The sequence below is a fragment of the Lederbergia wuyishanensis genome (assembly GCF_022900255.1).
Taxonomy (GTDB): domain Bacteria; phylum Bacillota; class Bacilli; order Bacillales; family Bacillaceae_C; genus Lederbergia; species Lederbergia wuyishanensis.
On record NZ_JALIRM010000019.1, the window covers coordinates 47299 to 73469 of the forward strand.

Consider the following 26171-nt stretch of genomic DNA (forward strand, 5'->3'; position numbering starts at 1 on the left):
TCGTTTTAAGTTAAAAGAAAGGTGGTGTAGCTGGGATGAAAATTTTAGTAGTTGAAGATAATGAAAGCGTCGCATCAATGATAGAAATGTTTTTTGCGAAAGAAAACATTGAAGGAACTTTTGTAACGGATGGTTTGGAGGGCTATCATCGGGCCATCCATGAAGAGTGGGATTGTTTAATTATTGATTGGATGCTTCCTAATATGGACGGTGTAACCATTTGCCGTAAGATCAGGCAGGAAAATAAATCGGTTCCGATTATTATGCTAACAGCAAAAGATAGTGAATCTGATCAAGTGCTTGGACTCGAAATGGGAGCCGACGACTATGTAACAAAACCGTTTAGTCCCTTGGCACTCATGGCAAGAATTAAGGCAGTGACAAGAAGATATCATCCTATCAGGGATCAGAAAACAGAAACCGACATTATTGAAACGGCACACTTTAAGATCAATAAAAATACGAGAGAAGTCTTTCTTGATGATGCTCCTATTACAAATTTGACACCAAAGGAATTTGATCTTCTATTTCATTTCGTTCAGCATCCACGTCAGGTCTTTTCGCGTGAACAGTTACTTGAAAAAGTATGGGGTTATCAATTTTACGGAGATGACCGAACGGTTGATGTCCATATTAAGCGATTGCGTAATAAAATTGACAACGAGGAACAATCTTTCTTCCAAACAGTATGGGGTGTAGGTTACAAATTCGAAGAAGGAAGTAATGCTCAAACATGAGAGTTAAATATTTGTACCAGCAGCTAGCAAGTCACGTAAGTGTTATCATCATTGCTTTCTTAATATTAAGCTTGCTGTTTGCCCATTTTATGAAAAATTTTGTGTACGAAAATAAAATAGATGAGCTAACTTCTTACGGTGAAAATATATTGAAAGATTTGGAAAGAAACCGAGGAAATTCTCAGCAAATCCTTTCCGAGTATGGACGTGTACTTGCGGGACGCGATATACAATATAGTCTGTTTGATCAAAGCTCTACTATTATTTATTCAATCGGAAGAACCCCAATTGTAGAACTTAAAGATGAAGAATGGAACAAGATCAAACAAGGTTATACGGTTGTCGTGAAACAAGATTTTAAACGATTGGAAGAAGGAGTTACGTTCGTATTGCTTCCGTATATTCATAATAACCAATTTGTTGGAGGCATTTTATTGGCTTCTCCCATCAAAGGGTCTAGGCAAGTTATATCTCAAATCACCGAGTATTTATTATATACCGTAATGATCGCAGCAGTCGTAGCCTTTATGCTTAGCTGGATTTTATCTGCTTTCCATGTAAAGAGAATCAAAAGGCTTAGAGAAGCAACCTCACTTGTTGCGGGTGGGGATTATTCCGTCAGGATCCCTTCCTCGGATTTTGATGAAATTGGTGAACTTTCAAGAGATTTTAATAAAATGGTAGAAAAATTAAATATATCAATGGAAGAGATTGAAAGTCTTGAGAATCGCAGGCGTCAGTTTATGGCTGACGTGTCACATGAATTAAGGACTCCACTTACAACAATCAGCGGTGTGATTGAAGGTATTCGAAACGACATGATTCCTGAATCAGAGAAAGAGAAAGGGATGTTGCTAGCAAGCAATGAAACAAAAAGGTTAATCCGTCTTGTAAACGAAAACCTCGATTATGAAAAAATTCGTTCTAACCAAATCAAGCTTTATAAACAAGATATACAATTAAAAGAAATGCTAGAAATCATTAAAGATCAATTAGATGTTTTAGCTGAAGAAAAACATAATGAAATAATCGTTGAAGTTGATGAGGACGCAGTTATTTATGCAGATTATGATAGGTTAACTCAGATCTTAATTAATATAACAAAAAACAGCATCCAATTTACTGATAATGGATTCATCATTTTAAGAGGTAGTATCGAAGCGGATGATACGATTATAGAAATAGAAGATAATGGGATTGGTATTGACCCCGAAGAAATAGAGAAAATCTGGGGACGGTTTTACAAGGCGATGCTATCAAGAACAACCAATCCGTACGGAGAATTTGGACTAGGCTTATCCATTGTGAAACAATTAGTGAATATGCATAATGGTCAAATAGAAGTGTCCAGTGAAAAAGGAAAAGGAACAAAATTTATATTGAAATTCCCTTTTGGACAAAAGTAAAATATACTGCAACATCGACTAAAAAAGCTTAGAACTTATTATTGCTCTAAGCTTTTTTCAATGCAAAATAATTAGGATAGTAAGAAAAACAATACCGATTATAGAAGTAATTTTCGTGTAAAGAATAGCCGCTTCAGACGGTTCTGGGTCATCTTCATACATCCATCTTGTTCCCAATAATAAACTTTCACTTGGGTAAAAATAAGCCCATATCAACACTCCTTATACTGGAATTAGTAAAATGGGCGCCGTTATTTTATCAGCCATAATATCTCCCTCTTTAAAATGTTTTAATGGGAATTTGCTAATAATATATACGTTTAAAAATTTGTTAAGTTTCAATAGTAGAAATTTTCAATTGTTTCCCTATTTATCAACAAATGATGATATAATATGACTTATCAATTTTCTTTTTTTTGAGTTCTTCAGTTAGTTACTTGTTTCTTCACACACATTTAAAATCTTGTTAATAATTTGTTCATACTTTCTAGATATCCTAATTTTATTCACGTCCTAAGGGGGAAAAATAATGGAGAAAAAATCAAGTAAAAAATTCACGATAAGTGTGATTATAATAATAGTAGTAGGATTAGCTGCTATTTTTACAGCTGCTTTTTCAAAAAGAGAAATCGCCGCGAATGTTGGCGGTGAAAAAATAACTCAAGCTGAATTGAATGATGTCCTTGTGAAACGTTATGGACAAGATACTCTTGATTCATTAATTGAGAAGAAAGTTATTGAATTGGAAGCTAAAAAAGAAAAAGTAAAGATTTCCGATAAGGAAAAAGAAGAAGAAATGAATCAATATATTGAGCAATATGGCGGAAAAGATGCATTTGACGCAGCTCTAAAGCAAAGTGGACTATCGAAAAAAGATATTGAACAAGACGTTATTCAATATTTATCGATTAAAAAAATGTTAGAACCTAAAATTAAAATCACTGAAGATGATATGAAAAAGTATTTTGAAGAAAATAAGGATTCTTTTGATGAAAAGGAACAAGTACAAGCTAGCCATATCTTAGTAGATGATGAAAAGACAGCTGAAGAAGTAGAGAAGAAGATTAAAGAAGGAAAAGATTTTGCTGAACTAGCGAAAGAATATTCTAAAGATCCTGGAAGTGCTCAAAACGGTGGGGATTTGGGATACTTCGGCAAAGGCAAAATGGTTAAAGAATTTGAGGACAAAGCCTTTTCTATGAAAATCGGGGAAATTAGTGAACCGGTTAAAACAGAACATGGCTATCATATCATTAAGTTAACAGGCAAAAAGGCAGCAAAAGACGCCAAATATGAAGATCATAAAGATGAAATTAAAGATACATTGTTTAACAAAGAACTTCAGAGTCAATATCAACCTTGGCTTGAAGGAATTAAAGCAAAATACGATATTAAAAATAATTTAAAGGTTTCTTAAAAGCATAATTAATTGAACGGCCTGATACGTTTGTCGCGTATCAGGCCGTTTTTATTTTACGAAAAAGCTAGCGAAAATCGAGAAAACGAGGTGTAAAACATCTCTAAAATCATTCTTTAACCTCAAGTCCATCAATTCTACAAATTTTCCATTTCCAAACATTTTTGTTAAGAATATCGGGCATGATAACAGATGTGACATTGATAAATAAAGGAGGAATGGAAAGATGAATATGAAAGGATTGGCATATGTATTTGCGGTTGCCCTGTTTCTAGGAGTGTTATCAACAGGGAGCTTATACACAGAAGCTGTAGGCGGAGAACACAAGAATATTGCGAATTATCATCATAAAGGTGAATTCACCCATGATCTTGAGATGTTAAAACAAAAAGCAAAAGAAATGGGAATTTCAACAGAAGGTAAAGATGCCCAAACGATTCATAAGGAATTGAAAGAGGCTTATATTAAAAAACATGCGGAAGCTCTTGGAATTTCAACCGAAGGCAAGGATATTGAAACGCTTAAAAAAGAAATTCGACATGTATGGACAAAACAAATCGCAAAAGAGTGGGGCATCAGTACAGAAGGCAAAGATGATAAAACCATTATGAAGGAAGTAAAAGAAGCTAAGCTTAAAAAAGAAGCGCTGGAGTTTGGTATATCCACCAAAGGAAAAGACTTTAAACAAGTCAAACGAGAAATATATGAAGCTAAGGTTTTAAAATATGCAAACGAAATGGGAATCTCGACCGAAGGTAAAAATATTAACGAGTTGGGAAAAGAAGTCCATGATAAGATGATTTACAATGCTGCTGAAAAATTAGGTGTTAGTACAGAAGGAAAAACACCTAAAGAAATTTTTCATGAAATCATGATCAACCATGGTGAAAAAGCAAGGGAAATGAAACTATTCCCTTTTAAAGAAGAAAAAATCTATTTCTTCAAAGAGCATCGTGAAGACCATCATCAGGGTGAATAACAGGAAAGGAGCTTTCTAATATGAGAGCTCCTTCTTTTTGGATAAATCGAAAAGTATAAGCCCTCATTGCGTAGTTCTAGGTTCATAGGCTCGAGGTCTAATAACCTGAACCACTAAAAGACAAAGTGCAGAATTTTTTCAGAACTTTGTTTGTAGCATAAAGCTGCGCCTTGTTCATTTCTTAATAAAGAAGAGTAATTATCAAACATTGAATGGATTGTATATAAACGTATGTATATGGATAAAACGAAGAATAAAAGCGAAGAAAGGTCCAATATCGATGCCCTCATTTTTTAGGACAAATAAGCGACAGCAACAAGAGCAGCCAAAACCGAATATGCATATGAAACAGGGGCTATATACATCGCTAAATGAAAATTTAGATACGATTAAACAAAAGACCGGAAATAGTCCAGATATTACAATAAGGACTTTGAATATTGATGTAGAACGAAAAACAAAAATTGCTATTATTTATGTTGAAGGAATTGTAGATGAAAATAATATAAACGAATTTATTGTTGAACCGATTATGGAAAATCAAGATCGTTATGACGGTACTCCACAACAATTATTTGATCTTTTAGCTGGACATGGAGTGAGTCTCGGTGGCATAAAAATAGCGAGTAATTGGGAAGACTTTTTCCAGTCTTTAATGGATGGTGATACGCTCCTTGTTATTGATGGTGATAATAAAGCCTTAATTGCAAGTACAAGAGGTGGGGAACAACGATCTATCGAGGAGCCTGAAAGCCAAGTGTCAGTACGTGGTCCTCGAGATGGATTTACAGAATCTATTCTAACGAATTTGGCTTTGGTGAGACGCAGAATTAAAAATCCGGATTTATGGGTTGAATCAATGAAAATTGGAAAAAAGACCAAAACGGACGTTTCCATTATGTATTTGAATGGGGTTGTTAACCCAAGAATTGTAGAGGAAGTTAGGAGCCGGTTAACTAAAATAAATATTGATAGTATTTTGGAGTCAGGATATATTGAGCAGTTAATTGAGGATCAAACACTGACAACTTTTCCAACTTTATATCATACGGAAAGGCCGGATGTCATCGCAGGTAATGTTCTTGAAGGCAGGGTTGCCATCTTTATTGATGGTACACCTTTTGTACTTCTTGCCCCTGCAGTATTTATTCAATTTTTTCAGTCTGTTGAAGATTATTACGCTCGTTTCGATATAGCGAGTGCTCTACGTTTTTTACGATCATTAAATTTCTTAATATCGATTATTGCTCCGGCTGTTTATATTGGGGCAACAACTTTTCACCAAGAAATGATCCCGACAGAGTTACTAATCATTATTGCTGCACAGAGGGAATCAGTTCCTTTTCCAGCTTTTGTAGAGGCAGTGATGATGGAAATTACATTTGAGATATTGCGAGAAGCAGGAATTCGAATGCCACGAGCAGTCGGGTCAGCTATATCAATCGTGGGAGCACTCGTTATTGGGCAAGCAGCTGTCCAAGCAGGTATTGTATCACCTGCAATGGTAATAATTGTTTCAATAACAGCGATTGCTAACTTTGCTACTCCGTCTTTTGCAATGGCTATTTCTGCACGTTTAATTCGCTTTCTATTTATGGGAGTTGCTGCAATATTTGGATTTTATGGAGTAATTCTTGGTATTATTTTCCTTGCCGTTCATTTGTGCAGTTTACGCTCCTTTGGTGTACCATATATGACTCCTTTTGCACCACTTTCACCAGGTAATCTAGGTGATACGCTTATACGTACACCGTTATGGGCAACAAGAGAAAAAGCTAATTTGATTATGAATGATGAAGAAAATTTACATGGAGAGCATATGCCAAGTCCGAAACCTCCAATTAATCGAGGAATGGTTACACGAAGAAATAAAAAAGGTGAAAAAGATGAAAAATAAATGGATTCTTTTATTCAGCCACTTCGTAATTATCACTTTCTTAACGGGGTGTGGAAGTCAGAAAGAATTGACGGATATTGCAATCGTAACAGCACTTGGCATCGATAAAGATGAAAATGGCATGTATGTAGGAACCTTTCAAATTGTAAATCCAACTAATGTGGCCGGCGGCTTGCAGGGTGGCTCAGCAGGTGAGGGAACGGCCGTAACGGTTTATACCGCAACTGGCAAAAATATTGTAGATGTAAGTAGACGGGCGTCTATAAAAGTATCAAGACTACTATATTACGCCCATACTAATTTAGTTGTTGTGAGTGAAGATATCGCAAGGGAGGATGGCATTTCGAACATTTTAGATGCATTAGATCGGGATGTACAGTTCCGTACTACTACAAACTTTGCAATTGCTCGTAATGCGAAAGCTGCCGACATACTATCAATCGTCACTCCTATTGATAAAATTCCTGCAAAGAAGGCGATTGAAAATCTAAAGTTTTCTGAGAAAAAATGGGGTGGAAATATTATTGTTAATGTTCGAGAAATTATTGAAGATTTAACAACTACTGGAAAGGAGCCTGTCATCCCGGGATATGCGGCAGAAGGAAATTTAGAAGCAGGTAAACAGCTTGAAAATCTACATTATACATCTCCGAAGGCGACTATTCATGCTGCTGGACTTGGCGTTTTTAAAGGTGACAAACTAATTAATTGGGTTGATGAATATGATGGAATAGGTATTGTTTGGATTTTAGACAAAGTTAAAGAAGCCAATATAACGGTAGACTGGAAAGAGTCAAAAGATGCAATCTCATACCAAGTCATGCGAGATAATATCAAGGTATCATATGAACTTGATGATTCAATACCTAATTTTTCGATATATATTCGTGTAAAAGGGGATTTAGGAGAAGTAGATGCACCTATCAACATTAATGATAGGAAGATACAAGCAGAAATTGAAAAAAAGTTAGAAAAAAAAATCAAAGAAAAAATACAATTTGCAATAAAACTAGCCCAACAAAATAAAACCGACATATTTGGATTTGGTGAGAAAATATATCGTTCAAATCCGGACACATGGAAGACGCTAAACCAAGACTGGAACGACGAGAGATTTCCGGAAATAAAAGTAAAAATTACAGTTGATGCTTCTATATTACGAACAGGTTTAAAGACGAATCCATTTTTATTTCAGATGGATCAAAAACAAAAAAAATAATGCCAAGAGCCTATAAAAAGAGCTTTTGGCATTATCTATTTTTTAAAAAAGCGATGATCAATATGATAGATGGAAAAATAATCTGAAAAGGGAGCTGGAAATAAAGGGGGAAGACATATAATCCTTCTTGGAAATGTTCGGTCACATTGCTTGCAACGGCCAAGGAAAAAAACCAAGCGACAAACCCAAAAGGAAAAGCGAGCTTGGAAGGTTGCTTTATATTGAAAAGATCTGCTGTACCAATAAGAGCAACATATACATAAATGCTTATTTTAAAGAAACCTAAAATGATTAAGGCAAGCATAAAAAAAATATCAAGTCTTTCTAAAAAACCCAATTCAATGGCTTGGATTGTAGTAAGAAGAGGAAACAATGAACGTGAAACGGTGGCTGCACCGAGAACGCTAACATTAACTGCTGTTACGATGGCTAAGTTAATTCCGCTTAACCCGAGGGCAAGGAACACTGTGAGTTTTACTTTTTTCGGATTGTTAATATAAGGAAATAACATTGAAAACACAAATATCTCTCCGAAAGGAAAGAAGATTACTTGAGTAAAGGCAACTTTTAAAACAGGCATAAGACCATGTTCTAATATTGGTCGTAATTTATTTAAATCGATTAAGCTTGAAAAAGCAATTAAGGCAAATCCCATTATTGCAAGGAAATAAATAAAAATAGAAAACAACTCTCCAGTTCTAGCTAACACTTCTATACCTTTTCGAACAGAATAAGAAACTATAAGAATGAGTAATAGATTATTAATAGAAAGAGGGGTTTCACGATAACCGACAGCAGCTAACATTTCACCAAAATCACGCAACACTCTTGCAGCTAAGTATAATAAGTAAACAATATACGTAAAAGCGATAATCCGTCCTAGAAATTTTCCAATTATTTTTTGTAAATAAGTGGTTGGCAATATATCGGGATAATATTTATAAAGCTGGTAAAAGATTAAAAAAACAAAAAAGCCGTTGATCATCGCAATTAATATAGAAAGCCAGGCATCTTGTTTCGCATCTATGGCTAGAGGTACAAGCAAAGCACTGCCAAGTTCAAATAATAATATAAGAATGAATAATTGCAGTGAGCTAATTTTTGCTTTTTCCACGAATGGATCACTTCCTTTATGTAAACTCTATAATGAGTTCACTCTCCGTTTTGCCCAAATCATCCCTTTTTTATAACTAAAGCAGAATAAATCAGTTAAACATTGGAAGTGATTACAAATTGAAAGTAATAGGAATTGTATTGTTGATTTCTGCTCTTTTAATGTTTTTTAGTTTAAGTATTGATTTCTTTTTTCTGGGATTTAGCATACGAGAGGCAATTCGAGATTGGTTTCGACCTTTTAGTCCGTTGATTATATCTGAAAAAATAATCTTAATTGGGTATCCACTATCGATTATTATTTTTCTTTTTCTAAAACAAAAAGGAACAGGAAAACCGACAAAACGGCATTGATAAAATGCCGTTTTGTCATGTTCCTTTAGTCATCCATTTTTTTATCAAAAAACCTACAACAAGTCCTGGAATAACGCTTAATATAGGTAACCAAATAGGCCCTAGTAATACACCAAACAGTCTAAGCTTTGTGGAAAAAATGGTTCCAACTGTTACAAAATAAGCCGAAAATGCAAAAGGGAGGAAGGAATACTTTTCTTTTCCGCCTCCGGCATCCTTATATGCATCCCACATAGCGAAAAAATAAAGACAGGGGTAAAACATGAGCCACTGAAAATTCGCTTGAGAAATAGCTGTTTCAATATCGCCATGAAAACTGGACATAATGACAGTGTTGAAATTCGATTGTACGTTAACGAGAAATTCCAACAAAATAAGCACGATTCCTTTTACATATCTACCGTTTAATAGTTGTCCGAAGCCCGGGAGAGCAATACTCCAAAATAACTTTTCTTTAGCATCCACATCGTTTTAACCCTTCGCTAATTCTTCACGGTTTGGTGCAGATGGAGGCTTTTCCAACCATCCGTTGTCAATCATCATTTGTGTCCCATCTGATACAAACTCCCCGATTTCCACCATTAAACGACTATATGCAGTTGTTAAATCCCTACGTGGGCTACCTGCTAGACTTTGCCCATAGAAGCTCATTCCAACATTATTTAAGGCATTTGTATGAAACATTAGTAATTTATCTGAAAACACAGGTTCTTGGGATCTTGTTACAGTGAGACTCCATGAAACCGGAGTAGTGATATTGCTTTCCGATAAAAATTTCCAAAAAACAGCTTCATGGTGTTTCGCAATTTCAGCTCCTCTTACCATGAATTTACGTACTGCCTTTGACTCGGCAACTTGTGAAAAACCTGTCAAAAATGCTCCTCCGAGTGAGTTTCGAAATAAGTTTAAATATAAAAAGGAGATTTCCATACTTGTTAATGGTCTTTGGTCTCCCCACCATCCTGCTAGAAAATGCTTTTTTTCAACGAATTCGGATATGCTTGGATATGGGATATAAGGGGAGCGGATGAATAATCCTTTTTCTAGTAATAAATCTGTTGAACGATTAAATAATTCAGCTGCTTGATGTAAACAGATTGTATAATGATCACGTATATCGTGTCTTGCTGATACAGAAATCATTGAACTATATGCACCCATTGCTGTTATCGCTAAATTAGTAACATATTGAAGCATCATTTCATCACTATAGAGCCTTGGAGCTTTTACGTTGACATCTTGTTCGGAAAAACCTACAGGAATTGGCAGTTCTTCTTTTTTAAACATATTCCTTCTGAAATCAACATTCCCTATTGCTATTTCTTGAGCATATTTTATGCACTCCTTCATATCAGGATCGTCTACATGTTCCAAGAAATAGGAGGTAACACAAACGACTAATGTATCTTCTAAATAAGAAGTAAATAAATTAGATAATTCACTGGCTGTTAATTTTATATGTTCATGACTTGTCATTTAATCATCATCTCCATTTCGCATTAATCTTCGTATAGTATTTCCAGTACGGGAAAACTTATGATTGTAGATGAAATATAAAGAGGATTTATTTGACATAAATTGGAGGGTTTGTGGTGAGTGAAAAGAATATCCCTTTAACATCTGCTGAAATTGCTTCTTTATGGACAGCTTATATGAACGATAGTATGTCTAAATATGTTCTTCAGCAAATGCTAAAATATATTGAGGATCAAGATATTAAACCCATTATCCAGTTTGCATTTGACTTGGCATCCGATCATATGGACAAGTTATTGGCATTCTTCAAACAAGAGAAATTTGCTCCCCCAAATGGTTTTACAAAGAGGAATGTAAATATGGAAGCACCGAGGCTTTTCTCTGATACATTTTGCCTGACATATGTTAATCATATGGCAAAAGTAGGTCTACTTTCTTATGCCGGAATTATTTCAATGTGTTCGAGAGAAGATATACGATCTTACTTTACAAAAGCATTAAACAACACGACTACTTTATATAATCAGTCGCAAAATATTGCCATAGTAAAAGGAGTAAATGCAAGACACCCATATATTGAAGTGCCTAAAGAAATTGACTTTATCGATAGTAAAAAATATTTAAGTGGATTAAATCCATTAAGCAGCAAACGCCCATTAAACGCCATCGAAATTACCCATTTGTATGCGAATGTAATGACAAATTCAATTGGGATTAAACTATGTATTGGGTTTTCTCAAACTTCACCAACGAAGGAAATCCAAGAATATATGTTGCGTGGAAAAGAAATATCAATTAAGCATGTTAAAATATTCGCATCTACCCTTTTGGAAAATGATATTGAATCACCGCAATTACCAGACGTAGCAATTAGCAATTCGACTACGCCAACATTCTCGGATAAATTAATCATGTTCCAAATGTCCCTTTTGAGTGCTGCAGGTATAGGGAATTATGCTATGGCAGCAGCTGCTAGCCAAAGAAGTGATTTAGTAGTCAATTATGAGCGTTTATCTCTTGAAATTGCACAATTTGCTAAAGATGGAGCAACGATAATGATTAAAAATAATTGGCTAGAGCAGCCACCTGGTACAAAGGACCGTACAAAACTAGCTAAAAACAAAAACTAATTATTTTATTGAGAATAAGAATGATACCAGAAGGTGACAAAGAATACTTAGTCACCTCTATTTTGAAAATATGGAACAGGTATAAGGAAATCAACCATTATAATCTTCATAAGTTTTAATGAAAAATCCATTTGTTGGAGACCACTCTGCGACATAAATATCGGATATTAGTGGATATCCCTCTCTTTTAAGTGCATCTTGTAGCCATTCATTAGATTTGCCTGCATTTTGGAGGTTTTCTTTTTTTATTTTTCCCTCGTCGATAAGTAAAATGGAAGGTGCTTCATCGTCAACCCCGATATTGAGGGCTTCCGCAGTGGGAGGTTCCATTTTTGCATGTTTCTTTATACTGATGGTTCCACCAGGCTCTAAATATAAATCACGAACCTCACTCAGAGAAAAAACACCTTGCTCACGCATCATCGTCCGAAGCTGCTCCATTTCTATATGGTTTTTCTTCATTGCTAAAACATCTAAACGTCCATCCTTAACGATAATGGATGGTTCACCTTTTATTATCTTCCTGAATGGTGTACTTTTAACCGCAAGAACTTCAACTAAATAAATTAGAATTCCCCAAACTAATACGGCGAAAAGCATTTGAAATACTGATATCTTGTCATCATATAAGCTTTCTTCAAGTAGTGCTCCTAAAATCAATGCATATACAAAATCGAAAGGCGTAAACTGCCCCATTTCTTTCTTTCCAAGAAGCCTTGTTACAACAAGCAGGGCAAGTAATCCAAGAACAAGTTTTATAACTGTATCTAAATAGAGCATTTGCATACCTCCTTGGATGTTATATACCCAACTTTTTAAAATTAAAGATTTTACTTTTCGTTATAACTTTTTTACTATGCGTCAATATTCCTCTGTGAATAAAGGACTAATCTGGGAGTATTTCATTGATGTTAGTTATAGTCTTCATTATCATTTATGGGGAGAATGTATAGAAAGAGTTGATATGTATGAAGAAATTTTGGATTGGATTGTTCTTTGCATCCATATTTCTTGGTGGATGCAGTTCAGATGAAAAGGACGATAATAAACAAGTTTCTTCTAAGAATCAGATAGAAGAAGTGGAAGAGAATGAAGAAGTTGCTCAAGTCACTCAGCCTGTGGAGGAATATATACCTAAAGAAGTTAATTATTTCGATATTAAAGCCCCAGACCAACTAACGGATTTGGAAAAAGAAATGCTTAGGCACCCTGGAATATTTAGTGGGGAGCAATACGATGAAGCTAAAGTTAACGAGGCACTGGACCAGTTGCCCGACAATTTAACACCGGAACAATATTTGGAAGAACTTAAATATTTATTTGCGGAAGATTACCATGAGGAATTGGAAACTCTCCTTCATTTTGATTCCAGTGTCAAAGTGAATATTGATCGTCCAGATGAATCGATTGATACGCCCAAATTAAAAAAAGCCCACTTTGCAATATTGATCGATGCAAGCGGCAGCATGAAGGCCATGTCTGGAAATAAGACGCGAATGGAAGCAGCAAAAGAGGCGGTTCAGGAATTTGCTGAACAGATTCCTGAAGAGGCAACGATATCGATGCGGGTATACGGTCATAAAGGATCAGGCGGCGAGGCTGATAAGAAACTATCATGCAGTAGTACGGAAAGTCTTTATAATGGGACTTTTGATAATAGCAAGTTTCAAAAATCTCTACAAAAAGTACAGCCTGCGGGGTGGACACCAATTGGCCTTGTTCTAGAAAAAGTGAAAGAAGATATACCTAAAGATGCCGATGATGTCGTTGTATATGTTGTGAGTGATGGAATTGAAACATGTGGTGGGGACCCTGTTAAAGCAGCGAAAGCTTTGGCAACAGATGAAATTGAAACAGTCGTAAATATTATTGGATTTGATGTGGATAATGAAGGACAGAAGTTGTTAAAGGAAGTAGCGAGCGCTGGTAACGGGGAGTTTACATATGTGTCCTCAGAACGTGACTTAAAGGAATATATGAAAGTACAATATGAAGAGATTAAAATGGCGTGGATTAAATGGAAAAATGAAGGAAAGCTTGAGACCGTTAAAGTAAAACAAGAAAAAGAACAACTAGCAGTTAAAACGAAACTTAGTTTAGAACAGAAAGCTGTTCGTGAAAAACAAAGAATGGAGTCCGCGCAGAACTATTTAAAGAAAAGATTCAGTGAGATTGGCCACCCCATTTCGGAAGTCTATTCCATGGTTGTGGAATACGGAAGTTCAAAATACACATACGCCGTAGAAAACGGGGCCAAAGCTTATCTAGAAACTGTTGAAAGTGGATCTAAACAGTTCCAGGAATATGAAGAGGAAGGCAGTAAGAAGATAGAAGAAATGGATGAAAAGAAAAACGAATAAAGGCTGTTATTTGTAACAAAAAACCGGCAAATCATTATGTTGATTTGCCGGTTTACAATCTTTAAAACGTCCCAATATCCGAAGATATTCTCCATCCGTCCTTCGTTTTTGAGAAAACCACATGGATATATTCATAGTAAAGACTTGAGCCAAGGGGAACTTTCAAATCAAATTCTTTTTCACTTCCAGTGTCTCTAGTACCAACAACAATGGCTTTTTCATGATTAACGATAGATCCACCGTCTGCATTAGGTTGGGCTAGTTTACCTTTATGATTTATTATCTTAACGCGGTTTATATAAGATTGAATCGTGCTGGATGTATACGATTCTCCGAGAAAAGCATTTAGTTTTTCCCTTGTATCTAAATCTGACCCTAAATAACGGTATTCCATATCCTCATGAGTGAACATCTGAATTTCACCAGCAATATTTCCTCCGCTCGTCACATACCAATACTTATTAGAAGCTTCTGTGGCCAATTTTACCGCTTCTGATTCTTCTAGACTTGTATATGTTGGGTAAATGAGACCTGGTCGAACATTGGCAATCATTTTATCTACTTGTGCAAAGCTTTGCTCATAAATATCTTTTGCCTCAGCATTCAATCCGGATAGGTTCATATCCTCCATATTCTTTCTTGCAAAGTAAATATATTGATCATTTTCTGCAATTTTTTCTAGATCAGAATCTTCCTCGGAACTATACATGTCTTTTGAATAAATCTCAATCGTAAACAAGAGTGCTTTCTTTTCTTCGAGCGCTGATACATAAACAGAAACTGCATTTCCAACCATTGGAGCATTCCCTTCTTCAATGGTTATATAAGGTGCAATCTCCTTTTGTATATCGAGGGTAATGCCGGAATCACGTATTTCGTATTGAATATCAGGGCTGCTAAATTCCTGCAATCTTTTTTCAATCTTTTCTTTGAGCTCTAAAAATTGGTTATAACTTGGTACGATTGTTTTGAGTGACATGCCTTTTTCAATGGATTTTAGCGCCTGTTCAGGATGATTGGATTTCAATTGTGCGTCCGCAAGATGATACCAGTAGTATGATGCGTCGGGAACCCGTTCGATTCTACTTTTATAATAATCAATGGCCTTAGGAAAATAAGTCGGATAATGTTCTTCGTCCGCTATTAGTGAACCGTTATCCCATTTTAATAATTGAATATCGTAAATATCATTTACATCTTTTTTCCATACGGCAAGTCTTGTATTGGGTTCGTCTTGAATTTGGATCGATTCCAAAATATGATAATTTACTTTGGTCAATTGTTTTAGACCTTCGTCGCCCCATGAATAAATCTCAAGTACATTTCCTGCGGAGCTGCCAATTTTCCAGCCGACCAACAGATCTTTTTTTCCGTCACCGGTTAAATCAGATGAGCTAGCCCAGCTGACTTCATATCCTAATCCTTTTTTGGCAAAGACTTTTTTCCATTCGCCTTTTTGCATTTCCAAAACAAACATACCTATTTGATCAGGGTTATTTTTTGATTGGTAAAAGACAATTGTTTCCTCTCGTCCATCTCCATTTAAATCAGCATAAAGTACTGAATCTCTATTTATGGGAGCATTCGCAGTTAACATGGTTGTTCCTTTTGGTAAATATTTTTTAGCAATTGTTTGAATGCTTTCGTTTTCAAGTGACGTAGCGGACGCGAGCTTAGGTGCTTGTATTAAACTTCCCGGTTCAGGGAGCATATTACATCCACTTAGGAGAAAGCAGGCCGCTAGCACGAATAGAACATTTCTCATAAGAAAATCCTCCGATGCTCTTTTACCTTACTATAAAATTAAATGTATAAGAAAAAGTTATTAAAAGATGAATAAAGGTTACATAAAGGTTACAGGTAATACAATTCTAACGGTTGTTCCCTCATCAGAATGACTATCTATATGCAATGTCCCATGGTGACCTTTTATAATTTCCTCGCAAATGGCCAAGCCAAGACCAGTTCCAGATTCTTGCGTTTTCCCTTTTACAAACTTTTCCTTAATGTTTTCTAATTTATTCTTAGGAATTCCGACCCCAGTATCCTTAATGTTAATGACTACTGAGTCTCCATTGCCCTCGCTGACGGAAATAGAAATTGTACCGTCTTTCGGGGTGAATTTAAGTGCGTTATCCATTACATTAATAAAAACTTGGATTAGCCTATTTTTATCTGCTTTAATCTCCCCTATACTTGGGTGGATATCCGTTAAAATTTGTACCCCGTTTCTTTCAGCTCTTGGCTGTAACTGAGATACAACTTTTTTAACAATGGCGGGGAGATAGACATCATCAAAAACAAAGGAAAGTTTTCCGCTAGAAAGACTAGAAAGATCGAGTAGGTCGCTAACTAGACTCGTTAAACGATCACTCTCATTCGTTATGATATCTAATCCTTCTTTAAATAAATCGTCTGTTGCCATCGACTGTAAGGTAATCGCCCAACCTTTTACGGATGTAAGCGGGGTCCTTAAATCATGGCTAATTGAAGCGATAAATTCATTTTTCAGCTGTTCGTGCTTTTCCACTTGTTCTGCCATATAGTTTAATGTGTCTGCCAGTTTTCCCAATTCATCGTCTTGTTTTTTTGATATTCTCGTAGAAAATTTTCCCGCAGCCATTTGTTCTGCAGCTGTAATAATATGACTTACAGGTTTTGTGATCGTACCGGCTAAGAAAAAACTAATAACAGCTGCCAAAACAACCACGATGCCGCCTATCGCAAGTAGTAGAAGGGCATTTTCGGTAAAAACAGAATTCAATGGGGCAAGAGAGGTTGTGAGTCTTATTGCTCCTTTTATTTCATCGCCAGCCTTTAATGGGTATGTAACAGCCATTACTTTTTCGCCATTCATTTGTCCTGTCCAATGACTGGATGTACCGGTTAGTCCAATAAGAACGTCTTCTTCCTGGTTGAGACTTTTTAAATGACTTTTATGTGTTTCGGCTAAAATTTTTCCTTCTTTATCAATTAACTGAACTTGTACATTTACTAAAAAGTTATATTGAGTTAAAAATTGTTCAGCTTCTTTTTCGAATCTTCCTTCAAGCAGCTCCTGTTCATAAAAAGCTGCGAACATGGCTCCTTGGTCACGAAGTGTTTGTTGGACGCCGCCTTTATAGTAGACCATTAAGGCTGATAGTATGATTGTTTCAAATAATGCTACTGTAAAGATAATTAGGAGAAGATAGCTCCAAACAAGCCTTCTTTTTATGCCATTTTTCATTGTGCATCCTCGTCAAAAAAGGAGTAGCCATATCCCCATACAGTTTTTAAATATGATGGGTTAGAAGGATCATCTTCAATCTTTTCTCTCAATCTCCGAATATGTACATCTACTGTTTTAGGATCTCCAAAATAATTTAATCCCCAAATTTCATCAAGCAGCTCGTCTCGTGTGATCGGTTCATTTAATTTCTCTGTGAAAAATTTGATCATCTGGAATTCTCTTGTTGTTAATTTCATTAGCTTTCCTGACTTATACACTCTTTGTGTTTTAAGTTCAATCATAAAAGGTCCTGTTTTAATGATATCGGGATTGGTTTCTTTTTCAGATTTCGCCGTTCTTCTCAAAACTGAACGAATTCTTGCGACAAGCTCTAGTGGATTAAATGGCTTAACAATATAGTCGTCCGCGCCAAGCTCTAATCCCATAATTTTTTCCATATCCTGACCTCTAGCTGAAACGATGATGATTGGGGTTCCTGGATGCTTTTCTGTTAGTTTCGAACAAAGTTCAAATCCATCCGCGTCTGGAAGGTTTAAATCTAATAAAATGAGGGATGGCTGATGTTCTTTTGCTAATTGTAAGGCCAATTTGCCTTCTCCAGCTTCAATCACTTCAAAATTGGAACGTTGCAAATTAAATGAAATTAATTTGCGGATAGACAACTCATCTTCAACAACTAAAATTTTCCCTTCCATCAATGGTGGGACCCCCTTAATATTAATCTCTCTAGATTCATTATATTGGATGTCAGATAGAAAAAGCGGTTCTTTTTCAAAAAAAAAGAAGAGCTTTGCGCTCCGAATTTTTTGTGTATAGCTCCAGTGTAAATCGAAGGGTAAGGCGCCATCCGCTTTTCATTGTCCAGCTGCAGGCGCCATCAGCTCGAGGTCAAATAACCTGATCCACTAAAAGTCAAAAGACGGACTTTTTGCTTCTCAGAACATTTGCTTGTCAGGGCTAGGCAGGCGCCTTCCGCTTTTCTTCCTAACTAGCTCTTTTTCGATAGTGGTCTTTTAGGTATTGAATTGCGCGGTGTTGAAGGGTTTTGACTTTGCTTTCTGACCATCCTAAGGTGCTAGCTGTTTCTGAGATGGATAAACCACGTATAAAACGAAGATCAAGAATGACTTTTTGGTCAGGTTTTATTTTACACGAATAAATTTGCTGAACCTCATCTTTTCGTAAGACAATTTCCTCTGGGATGGGACAGTTATCTTTCAGTTGATAGACATCGTAATCGTTTAAATGGATTTCGTTATTCCCTTTTTGCTTGCGCAGATAATCAATGGCAACATTACGGGCGATGGCAAATAGCCATGTTTTCTCCCTACTTTTCCCTTCAAAAGTATCATAGCTTTTATAAACTTTTACATATACTTCTTGAACAAGATCTTCTGCAAGTTCGCGGTCTCTAATGATATAAAATAAATGCCTGAGCAAATCTTGATAATAAGAATGATATAAATGATTAAACACAGATTCTAACATTTCACCTAAACTCCTTTGAATCATTTCTTTCCATTTCATGATAATGGTTTGAAGCTGATCAAAGTTTGCAAATAGGTAAAAGATTTTTGCAGTCTTGTAACCTTTCTGTAATAATTCAACTTTGGAGTAAAGGGAGCGCATTCCTTAAAGACTAATCACACTCTTATTCAATGGTTCCAGTACTTTTAATAGATGTTTCTACGGTAACATCAAATTTTACATTAGGATACATTTGTGTCCATTCTTTATACGTATCTCTAGTATGTAGTCTTGTCGCTTTATATCTTAGTCCAAATCCCAAAGGATCTACATTGTTTTCTTGGAATTTAGTTAACAGTTGATGAACATCTTTTTTCGTTTTTTGATTGACTAGTTTATTATATTTTTTTAATAAAGAGGGGGACACACTCTCATTAGATTCCTCAATAATCCCAACCATCTTGATTTTCATTTTAATGACTGGTTCGGAATTAGGAGCTGTAATGATTTTATATTTAGCCTTCGTCTTAAAAAGGGCAACACTAAAAGCCATTTTATTTTTATTAATCGTAATCTCAGCTTTTCTTGAATTATTTACGAGTAAGTTATATATTTTCGTCTCCTGTGAGGATAGGGTGATATTATTGTTGTTTTTCGGTGCAATAATTGATTTATTCACCATAAATTTTTTCATACTCTTATCCGCTCTTATAATAGGGAGGATAGGGTCTATACCACTTTCAAGCATTTTTCTTCTTAAATCAAATAGAAAAGTTGAAACAATATAGGAACTTTCTACACCATTATCTGAGAAAAAATTGGGAAGAGAAATCGACCCAGCCATTTCGGATGGTGGTTCAGTTTTTAATACTTTTTCAGCTGATGGCTCTCCAACTCCCACCCATGAAATCATTTGAATATCTCTTCTTCTTATTATTAGGTCCATTACATCTCTTAAATCTTTATCTAAAATACTTTTTCCGACGATTATAATTCTGGAATGCCCAAAATCTGTTTCTTTGTCTACATGAGTTTTCATCATGCGAAAGGCCTTTGCTAGATTTTCACTTTCCATTGTGACATATGTGTACTTTTCTCCGCCTTGTCCTCCTTTTAAAGCACCGGAAGCTATTGCTAGCTTTAAGGTTAATTTATATGGTTTTTCTTTATTCTCGGTCAAATCGATTCCTATTGCCATGACAAAAATTCTTTTATCAATATCTTTAAATCCACAGGAGGAAAGAAAAACAAGTGAGAGGGATATGAAAATTAACAGCCCTTTTCGTATAAATGTTCTCATACTTTGGCCCTCCTTTTGATGAACCAAAACGAAATGATAAGGATTAAAGTGATGAAAGGCAGAGTATTGAAAAAGAATCGAGTATAGGTAAATAAATGATATTCATCTAAGGAAGTAGCTGTATATAAGGATACAGACCAAAATATTGCAAGAAAGATTAAAGGTGTTAGGTTGTTTTCTTTCCATTTGAATTTCTTAAACCAAATTACACTTTTCAATATTTCAACTGTAATATGCCAATGAAGTAATAGATTTAAAAAGGTAATAGCCAGAAAGAATAATAAAAATAAATATAAAACTCGTTCTATCATCCCATACTGCATCCGTAGAGTATCACTTGTTGTGATGGCAGGATACACGAGTTGATCAATACTTTCGAAGCCGTTCATTCCAATGGCTACCACGTAGATAGTAATTAAAATCATAATACCAGCAAGTCCCATTAAGAAAACGTGCTTTACCGAAACTTGAATTTTTTTCGTAGACCATGCACGATTAAAAATAATGAGATTTGTAATTCCGAGAAAAATATAAAAAGCAGAGCTAAAAGCATTATACGAAGGCATTCGGTACACATGCATAGCTGCTTCCCGAACAAAATCCCATTCAAATTCCGAGCTCATATACGCTTTTGCTATTAGAAAAACAATTAATGGTGATGAAATTAATAGGATTGCCTCAATGGTATACAGAATACCTTTAGTGTGCATTAATATGCCGAATGAAATAAAAATTAAAAATGTTGATGCAATCCACACAACAGACATATCTGGAGTCAAAAAACGTTTTAACAAAAAGGTATAAGTGATTAATGTATTAAGGCCAGCTATAAACCAAAATAAAGCAAGAAAGAGTAAAAAAGGAAAATGTATCCATTTAGGGGAGTGTTTTTTTAACAACTCAGGATAATCTTTTCCAGGGAATTTACTGAAAAACCAAAGGAATGCATAAATAACGAGCATCCCAGCACCTATTGCAAGAACCATAGAGATAATGGCACCGTCTCTTCGCTCATTTAAAAGGTTTTTTGGTACTGAAACAACCATATTGGCAAACATATTTACGTAAAGTAAATAATACACATACCTGTTCATGTTTTACTCCCTACTAGGAAATAATGGTTATTAATAAACTGTAAATTTTTTACATAGGAAAGGGTCATCTCCCAAAGGATACTGATGCAAGCTACGTTTCTTTATTTTTTCCTTGTATAAATAGCTTGAAGTATGCTTCTCCGTAACTCGATTTATTTGCCATCCACATTACTAATCCAATTAACGCTAGCGCAAGGCCAGTCATCCCAGCTATTGTTGTGAATATTAAAACGACATATCGACTAACTCTGATGGCAAAACTCATTTCATTAATGGGAATGACAAACGTTGAGATGGCAACAGCAGAAACAATAATAATTAATATATTGGACGCCAATGCTGCTTCAGTAACAGCCGTTCCTAGAATCAGTCCACCAACTGTGGTAGCCGTCGCACTCACTGCCTTTGGCAGTCTAATGCTAGCTTCAGTTAAGAATTCCATTACAATGAGCATAATAAAAACTTCTATATATGATGGATATGGTACCCCTACTCGACTACCCGCTACAGATAAGGCTAGTTCTACCCGGACTATATCAGGATTGTAAGAAGTCAAACCAACGTATAAGCCGGGTAAAGCTATACAACTGAAAAATCCAATATATCGAAGGCTAGAAGTGAATTTTGACACCCAATAAGGGTGATATTCATCTTCCATCGATGTCATAAAATCAAAAAATACAGCTGGAGCAAGAATGGCGTTTGAATCGCCATCCATGATAATAATGACTTTCCCGCCGGACAAATTATAACTGATCCGATCCGTTCGTTCTGTCAAAATGGTTGTTGGTAAGAGGGAACGCTTTTTGCTGTTTAAGCAGCGGATTAAATCAGCGCTTGCAAGAACTAGATCTTTCTCTATATCTTTTATTTTCGATTTAATTTCTTTAAGTGCATCTTTTTTTACGATGGCTTCATCATAGATAATGGCAACCGATTGATGGACTTTTTTTCCGACTGAATACATCTCCACCCTTAAAGAAGGCTGATGATAACGTTGACGAATCATATTTATATTTGTTATTAGATCTTCACTAAGTGCATATTGTGGACCTTGAATTGTGGGCTCTACATTCGTTGGAAGTGGAACGTCTAAATGGACTTGTTTAAAATCAAACAAAAGAATATTATCTTTAATTACGATAAGAACGCTACCCTTGGTTAACTCGACCAACAATTGATCTTTCGATTGAACTTCCTGTTGGTTAGGCAAGGAATTAAAGTATGCCTCTATATTTTTTAAGGATTGCATTTCAAAAAAAGGTTTTATGACTGTACTATAAAGTTTATCTCCATTCACGACTGTCTTAATGTATAGAAGTTCGATTTGTTTATTGTCGATTTGCAATGGCTTATGGGTGAAATCAAAAGTTGGTTTTAATTTTTCAATAATCCAAGGAACAGTTGAGGAAGCAACTAATTTTTGAGCCTTTTTAAGCACAGAGGATTCACCTCTTTCGAAAACATGATAAGGTTAATATTCACGAAGAAAGAGGAATATATGTAAAAACTTGTATGGAAAGTGTAAATTGCTTAGTCATTAAAGTTCAAAAGTTAACAAAGTAACAGCTTTAATCATAGTGATCGAGACTTACAGCTCGTTGATAAATGTTTCATTATACGTTTTTTAAAAGAAAAGAAATAAGGTGTAAATAACGTCATCCTATTAGAACTTCACGATGAGCTTAGTTGTTACCTAGGCGATACTTCCACTATTTTCAAAACAAATTTTTTCGCTGTTCGGTTACTTTTTTGTTAAAATGGGGTATTCAATCTTAGAATCATGATTTTCCATGCTGCTCTGTTGAAACGCTATGTGTAAAATCGATCTCATTTCTTTGAACAAATTTGGTTAAAGTTTTACAAAGTTAACATTCATTTGACATTAGAACGGAATGTTGCACAAAAAAACATTAGATGGCATGTATGTGTAAGTAAAGTGAATATTATTAAAGAGAGTTAGGACAATCCGCCCATTTTCGTGGAATCCAACCTTTACCACTAGATTTTTTTCGTGAAAGCAGTATAATATTTACGTTCATTTTTTTTATTTATATAAATTAAGGGGTTGTTTGAGTTGGAAAGACTTAAAAAGTATGGAGTAAGTCTTAATGACAAAAACGTCCAATTCTTCCTAATAGCTGTTATCCTTTTTTGGCTTAAGACGTATATAACATATCGAATAGAATTTAATTTGGGGATTGATAATGAATTGCAACAATTTTTGCTTTTCATTAATCCAATTAGCTCCGCTTTATTTTTCCTGGGGCTATCGTTTTTGAGCAAAAAGAAGCGTTGGGGAGCAATATTAGTTGGAATTGAGTTTATAATGTCTTTTTGGCTATACGCAAATGTTGTATATTACCGATTTTTTAACGACTTTATTACGTTACCGGTCATTTCACAATTAAAAGTAAATGGTGGCCAAACGGATAGTGCATTGTCATTGATGTCACCGTTTGATGTGTTTTATTTCACGGATACGGTTATTCTTATATTATTGCTAGTTACAAAAAGATTTCCATTGAAGGAACGTTCAAGTAAAAAGATCGCACTTGTACCTCTAACGCTTGCTATTGCGATTTTTATGGTTAACTTGTCGTTGGCGGAAGCGGACCGTCCTGAGTTGCTTACAAGATCGTTTGACCGCAACTATCTAGTTAAATACTTAGGGATCAATAACTTTTCGATTTATGATGGAATCCAGAGTACAAGATCCTCAATGTAAAGAACTTTTGCAAGCAGCGATGATTTAACAGAAATCGAAAATACTGTAAAAGCGAACTTTGCTAAGCCAGATCCTGTCTATTTCGGCAAGGCAAAAGGGATGAACGTGGTTTATATATCACTCGAATCATTACAGTCTTTTATCATCGACTATAAATTGGATGGTCAAGAAGTAACCCCATTTATGAACTCACTTGTACGAAATGGTGAAGCTTTTTATTTCGATAACTTTTTTCACCAAACAGGACAAGGAAAGACATCAGATGCAGAGTTCATGATGGAAAATTCTTTATTCCCGTTATCACAAGGCTCTGTATTTATCAATAAAGCGCAGAACACGTACCAATCAGGACCTGCGATATTAAAATCTAGAGGATATACATCCGCGGCGTTTCACGGAAACTATAAAACGTTCTGGAATAGAAATGAAATGTATAGAGCGTTTGGATTCGACCACTTTTTCGATGCAACGTACTATGATATGAAACCGGAAAATGTTAAAAACTATGGGATGAAAGATAAACCGTTCTTGGAAGAATCCATGCCTTTATTGGAATCACTTCCAGAACCGTTTTATTCAAAATTTATTTTGCTTTCAAATCACTTTCCTTTCGCAATGGATGAGGGAGACACAGATTTTCCAGCCGGAGATTTTGGCGATAAAGTAGTAAATCAATATTTCCAATCCGCTCATTATATGGACCAGGCTTTAGAACAATTTTTTAATGATTTAAAGGCTGATGGTTTATATGACAAAACCGTTATTGTCATGTATGGAGATCATTACGGAATTTCCGAAAACCACAATGATGCGATGGCTCAAGTAACGGGAGAAGAAATCACGCCATTTAAAAATGCACAGCTACAGCGTGTGCCACTCTTTATCCACGTACCTGGTATGAACGGAAAAACGATTCATAAATATAGTGGTGAAGTGGATGTCATGCCGACAGTCCTTCATTTGCTAGGTGTTAATACAAATGATTATTTACAATTAGGTAATGACATATTCTCTCCTGAATATAAGGAATTAGTACCTTTCCGAAATGGAGACTTTGTCTCACCTGAAGTAACACAGGTAAATGGTAATTGTTATGCAACGGATACAGGTGAGGAAATGGATGTTCAAGCCTGTGAATCACTTGATCAAATTACTAAAGAAAAATTAGAACTATCCGACCGCATAGTTACAAAAGACTTATTACGATTCTATAAGCCGGAAGGATTTGTACCAATTAATCCTGATGACTACAAATATAATAATGCGAAGTAATCGGAAAAACGCAAGAGTTAAGCCCCTTATTATCCTGCTTTTAGTAGGATAATAAGGGGCTATTTAGTTTTTTTAAATACTTTTTCCACTTGAGTGTGGCAAAGAAAAACATGGAGTTTAGAATCAGACAAAAAAGGGTTTGGTTGGTGACTTTGTCCATCATAGAAATTATATTGGAGCGAACAAGGGGAGGGGGAGAGCTTTGTCTAATATAGTGCTTTTTTATTAGATAAATGGAAGGAGTGGAAGAGAAGGAAACTTGTTCGAAAAGAGTCCGGGACATAACTAAAACAATCAAACCTAAAGACGAACAATGATATAACTTAGCGAAGGAAATATACGAAGACTCCTGTGGGAGGAAGGCATAGGTGAGACCCCGCAGCTCGGGACGAGCGGAGGAGGCTCACCAGCCGCCCACGGAAAGCGAAGTATATTTCTGGAGCGGGTATATACACTAATCAACCTATTATTCGCATTTATATTTGTCGAAAATAGTTATGTCCCGGTCTATGAAAAGGGCAGGGCTAATTTTAAAAATTTTAATATGAAACATTATAACGTCAAAAACCACTCCGCTGCCTTTTCTACTTCACCTCGAGTTAACTGGTGACCGTGATTTTCCCAATGTATTTGGACTTGTGCTCCTGCATTTTGCAAAAGTTCCATCAAATCATTCGATTCCTGTGGTGGACAGAGCGGATCATTTTTACCCGCACCAATAAAAACGGAATTGCCACTTAAGTTAGGAAGTTCAATTCCTCGGCGTGGAACCATTGGATGAAAAAGAATGGCACCCTTCAAGCTATCTTGATAATGAAACAGCAAACTTCCTGCAATATTTGCACCGTTGGAATACCCAATGGCTACAACTTTATTGCGATCAAATTGATATTCCTTTGCACTATCATCAATAAATTGTTTTAGTTCTTCTGTGCGTAAAACTAAATCCTCTTCATCAAAAACACCTTCAGCTAGTCGGCGGAAGAAGCG

General features: G+C 35.6%; 22 protein-coding genes and 1 pseudogene. 10 read left to right on the forward strand and 13 right to left on the reverse strand.

Features of this window, described 5'->3' with window-relative positions:
* The first annotated feature begins 35 nt into the window (after positions 1–35).
* Positions 36–737, forward strand: a complete 702-nt coding sequence (locus MT489_RS21105) for a response regulator transcription factor (protein ID WP_244683539.1) — start codon at positions 36–38, stop codon at positions 735–737.
* Positions 734–2143, forward strand: coding sequence for a sensor histidine kinase (locus MT489_RS21110; protein ID WP_244683540.1), 1410 nt, complete (start codon positions 734–736; stop codon positions 2141–2143). Before MT489_RS21105 ends, MT489_RS21110 begins: the two co-directional genes overlap by 4 nt.
* 57 nt (positions 2144–2200) lie before the next feature.
* On the opposite strand, the gene MT489_RS22535 is transcribed toward MT489_RS21110, so the two are convergent.
* On the reverse strand, positions 2201–2362 hold the full coding sequence (locus MT489_RS22535) for a DUF6199 family natural product biosynthesis protein (protein WP_483308114.1): 162 nt from the start codon (positions 2360–2362) through the stop codon (positions 2201–2203).
* 310 nt (positions 2363–2672) lie between these two features.
* On the opposite strand from MT489_RS22535, the gene MT489_RS21115 reads away from it, so the two are divergent.
* The 4 genes from MT489_RS21115 to MT489_RS21130 all read left to right on the forward strand — a co-directional run bounded on the left by MT489_RS21115 (position 2673) and on the right by MT489_RS21130 (position 7655).
* Positions 2673–3560: a peptidylprolyl isomerase gene (locus tag MT489_RS21115; protein WP_244683541.1), complete on the forward strand. Its 888-nt coding sequence runs from the start codon at positions 2673–2675 to the stop codon at positions 3558–3560.
* 226 nt (positions 3561–3786) lie between these two features.
* Positions 3787–4539: a hypothetical protein gene (locus MT489_RS21120; protein ID WP_244683542.1), complete on the forward strand. Its 753-nt coding sequence runs from the start codon at positions 3787–3789 to the stop codon at positions 4537–4539.
* A gap of 280 nt (positions 4540–4819) precedes the next feature.
* A complete protein-coding gene (locus MT489_RS21125; protein WP_244683560.1) occupies positions 4820–6436 on the forward strand; it encodes a spore germination protein in 1617 nt (538 codons plus the stop codon).
* On the forward strand, positions 6426–7655 hold the full coding sequence (locus MT489_RS21130) for a Ger(x)C family spore germination protein (protein ID WP_244683543.1): 1230 nt from the start codon (positions 6426–6428) through the stop codon (positions 7653–7655). The genes MT489_RS21125 and MT489_RS21130 overlap by 11 nt, the downstream gene beginning before the upstream one ends.
* Positions 7656–7686: 31 nt before the next feature.
* Here MT489_RS21130 and MT489_RS21135 read toward each other — a convergent pair whose 3' ends face one another.
* Entirely contained in the window at positions 7687–8769 is a 1083-nt protein-coding gene (locus MT489_RS21135; protein ID WP_244683544.1) for a GerAB/ArcD/ProY family transporter, read from the reverse strand.
* Positions 8770–8888: 119 nt separating this feature from the next.
* Between MT489_RS21135 and MT489_RS21140 the strand changes: the two genes are divergently transcribed.
* The gene (locus MT489_RS21140; RefSeq protein ID WP_244683545.1) at positions 8889–9122 is read left to right on the forward strand and encodes a YczF family membrane protein; all 234 of its coding nucleotides are present in this window, start codon (positions 8889–8891) and stop codon (positions 9120–9122) included.
* 15 nt (positions 9123–9137) lie between these two features.
* Here MT489_RS21140 and MT489_RS21145 read toward each other — a convergent pair whose 3' ends face one another.
* Both MT489_RS21145 and MT489_RS21150 read right to left on the reverse strand, forming a co-directional pair.
* The gene (locus MT489_RS21145; protein ID WP_244683546.1) at positions 9138–9587 is read right to left on the reverse strand and encodes a hypothetical protein; all 450 of its coding nucleotides are present in this window, start codon (positions 9585–9587) and stop codon (positions 9138–9140) included.
* Between the two features lie 6 nt (positions 9588–9593).
* Positions 9594–10598 (reverse strand): DUF3231 family protein, encoded by a 1005-nt coding sequence (locus tag MT489_RS21150; protein ID WP_244683547.1) that lies wholly within the window; start codon positions 10596–10598, stop codon positions 9594–9596.
* Between the two features lie 116 nt (positions 10599–10714).
* On the opposite strand from MT489_RS21150, the gene MT489_RS21155 reads away from it, so the two are divergent.
* Positions 10715–11728 (forward strand): DUF3231 family protein, encoded by a 1014-nt coding sequence (locus MT489_RS21155; RefSeq protein WP_244683548.1) that lies wholly within the window; start codon positions 10715–10717, stop codon positions 11726–11728.
* A 90-nt stretch (positions 11729–11818) separates the two neighbouring features.
* On the opposite strand, the gene MT489_RS21160 is transcribed toward MT489_RS21155, so the two are convergent.
* Entirely contained in the window at positions 11819–12508 is a 690-nt protein-coding gene (locus MT489_RS21160) for a DUF421 domain-containing protein (protein ID WP_244683549.1), read from the reverse strand.
* A gap of 188 nt (positions 12509–12696) precedes the next feature.
* On the opposite strand from MT489_RS21160, the gene MT489_RS21165 reads away from it, so the two are divergent.
* Positions 12697–14088 (forward strand): vWA domain-containing protein, encoded by a 1392-nt coding sequence (locus tag MT489_RS21165; RefSeq protein ID WP_244683550.1) that lies wholly within the window; start codon positions 12697–12699, stop codon positions 14086–14088.
* 61 nt (positions 14089–14149) lie between these two features.
* Here the strand turns inward: MT489_RS21165 and MT489_RS21170 are convergent, their stop codons facing one another.
* The 7 genes from MT489_RS21170 to MT489_RS21200 all read right to left on the reverse strand — a co-directional run bounded on the left by MT489_RS21170 (position 14150) and on the right by MT489_RS21200 (position 22622).
* Positions 14150–15853, reverse strand: a complete 1704-nt coding sequence (locus MT489_RS21170; RefSeq protein WP_244683551.1) for a DL-endopeptidase inhibitor IseA family protein — start codon at positions 15851–15853, stop codon at positions 14150–14152.
* Between the two features lie 78 nt (positions 15854–15931).
* Positions 15932–17317 carry a sensor histidine kinase gene (locus MT489_RS21175; protein WP_244683552.1) on the reverse strand — a complete coding sequence of 462 codons (1386 nt, stop codon included), beginning with the start codon at positions 17315–17317 and terminating at the stop codon, positions 15932–15934.
* Positions 17314–18015, reverse strand: coding sequence for a response regulator transcription factor (locus MT489_RS21180; RefSeq protein WP_244683561.1), 702 nt, complete (start codon positions 18013–18015; stop codon positions 17314–17316). Before MT489_RS21180 ends, MT489_RS21175 begins: the two co-directional genes overlap by 4 nt.
* A gap of 289 nt (positions 18016–18304) precedes the next feature.
* Entirely contained in the window at positions 18305–18808 is a 504-nt protein-coding gene (locus tag MT489_RS21185) for a sigma-70 family RNA polymerase sigma factor (RefSeq protein ID WP_244683553.1), read from the reverse strand.
* Between the two features lie 163 nt (positions 18809–18971).
* A complete protein-coding gene (locus tag MT489_RS21190; protein ID WP_244683554.1) occupies positions 18972–20087 on the reverse strand; it encodes a Ger(x)C family spore germination protein in 1116 nt (371 codons plus the stop codon).
* Entirely contained in the window at positions 20084–21181 is a 1098-nt protein-coding gene (locus MT489_RS21195) for a GerAB/ArcD/ProY family transporter (protein WP_244683555.1), read from the reverse strand. Before MT489_RS21195 ends, MT489_RS21190 begins: the two co-directional genes overlap by 4 nt.
* 91 nt (positions 21182–21272) lie before the next feature.
* Positions 21273–22622 (reverse strand): spore germination protein, encoded by a 1350-nt coding sequence (locus MT489_RS21200; RefSeq protein ID WP_244683556.1) that lies wholly within the window; start codon positions 22620–22622, stop codon positions 21273–21275.
* A 636-nt stretch (positions 22623–23258) separates the two neighbouring features.
* On the opposite strand from MT489_RS21200, the pseudogene ltaS reads away from it, so the two are divergent.
* A pseudogene (ltaS, locus tag MT489_RS21205) lies at positions 23259–25181 on the forward strand (lipoteichoic acid synthase).
* A gap of 552 nt (positions 25182–25733) precedes the next feature.
* On the opposite strand, the gene MT489_RS21210 reads toward ltaS, so the two are convergent.
* A partial coding sequence (locus MT489_RS21210; RefSeq protein WP_244683557.1) for an alpha/beta hydrolase occupies positions 25734–26171 on the reverse strand: 438 nt, incomplete at its 5' end.

Excerpts from the sequence above, each read along its gene's own strand:
- MT489_RS21105 (WP_244683539.1), top strand. The coding sequence starts at position 36 with ATGAAAATTTTAGTAGTTGAAGATAATGAAAGCGTCGCATCAATGATA.
- MT489_RS21110 (WP_244683540.1), top strand. The coding sequence starts at position 734 with ATGAGAGTTAAATATTTGTACCAGCAGCTAGCAAGTCACGTAAGTGTT.
- MT489_RS21115 (WP_244683541.1), top strand. The coding sequence starts at position 2,673 with ATGGAGAAAAAATCAAGTAAAAAATTCACGATAAGTGTGATTATAATA.
- MT489_RS21120 (WP_244683542.1), top strand. The coding sequence starts at position 3,787 with ATGAATATGAAAGGATTGGCATATGTATTTGCGGTTGCCCTGTTTCTA.
- MT489_RS21125 (WP_244683560.1), top strand. The coding sequence starts at position 4,820 with ATGCCCTCATTTTTTAGGACAAATAAGCGACAGCAACAAGAGCAGCCA.
- MT489_RS21130 (WP_244683543.1), top strand. The coding sequence starts at position 6,426 with ATGAAAAATAAATGGATTCTTTTATTCAGCCACTTCGTAATTATCACT.
- MT489_RS21150 (WP_244683547.1), bottom strand. The coding sequence starts at position 10,598 with ATGACAAGTCATGAACATATAAAATTAACAGCCAGTGAATTATCTAAT.
- MT489_RS21160 (WP_244683549.1), bottom strand. The coding sequence starts at position 12,508 with ATGCTCTATTTAGATACAGTTATAAAACTTGTTCTTGGATTACTTGCC.
- MT489_RS21165 (WP_244683550.1), top strand. The coding sequence starts at position 12,697 with ATGAAGAAATTTTGGATTGGATTGTTCTTTGCATCCATATTTCTTGGT.
- MT489_RS21170 (WP_244683551.1), bottom strand. The coding sequence starts at position 15,853 with ATGAGAAATGTTCTATTCGTGCTAGCGGCCTGCTTTCTCCTAAGTGGA.
- MT489_RS21175 (WP_244683552.1), bottom strand. The coding sequence starts at position 17,317 with ATGAAAAATGGCATAAAAAGAAGGCTTGTTTGGAGCTATCTTCTCCTA.
- MT489_RS21180 (WP_244683561.1), bottom strand. The coding sequence starts at position 18,015 with ATGGAAGGGAAAATTTTAGTTGTTGAAGATGAGTTGTCTATCCGCAAA.
- MT489_RS21185 (WP_244683553.1), bottom strand. The coding sequence starts at position 18,808 with ATGTTAGAATCTGTGTTTAATCATTTATATCATTCTTATTATCAAGAT.
- MT489_RS21190 (WP_244683554.1), bottom strand. The coding sequence starts at position 20,087 with ATGAGAACATTTATACGAAAAGGGCTGTTAATTTTCATATCCCTCTCA.
- MT489_RS21195 (WP_244683555.1), bottom strand. The coding sequence starts at position 21,181 with ATGAACAGGTATGTGTATTATTTACTTTACGTAAATATGTTTGCCAAT.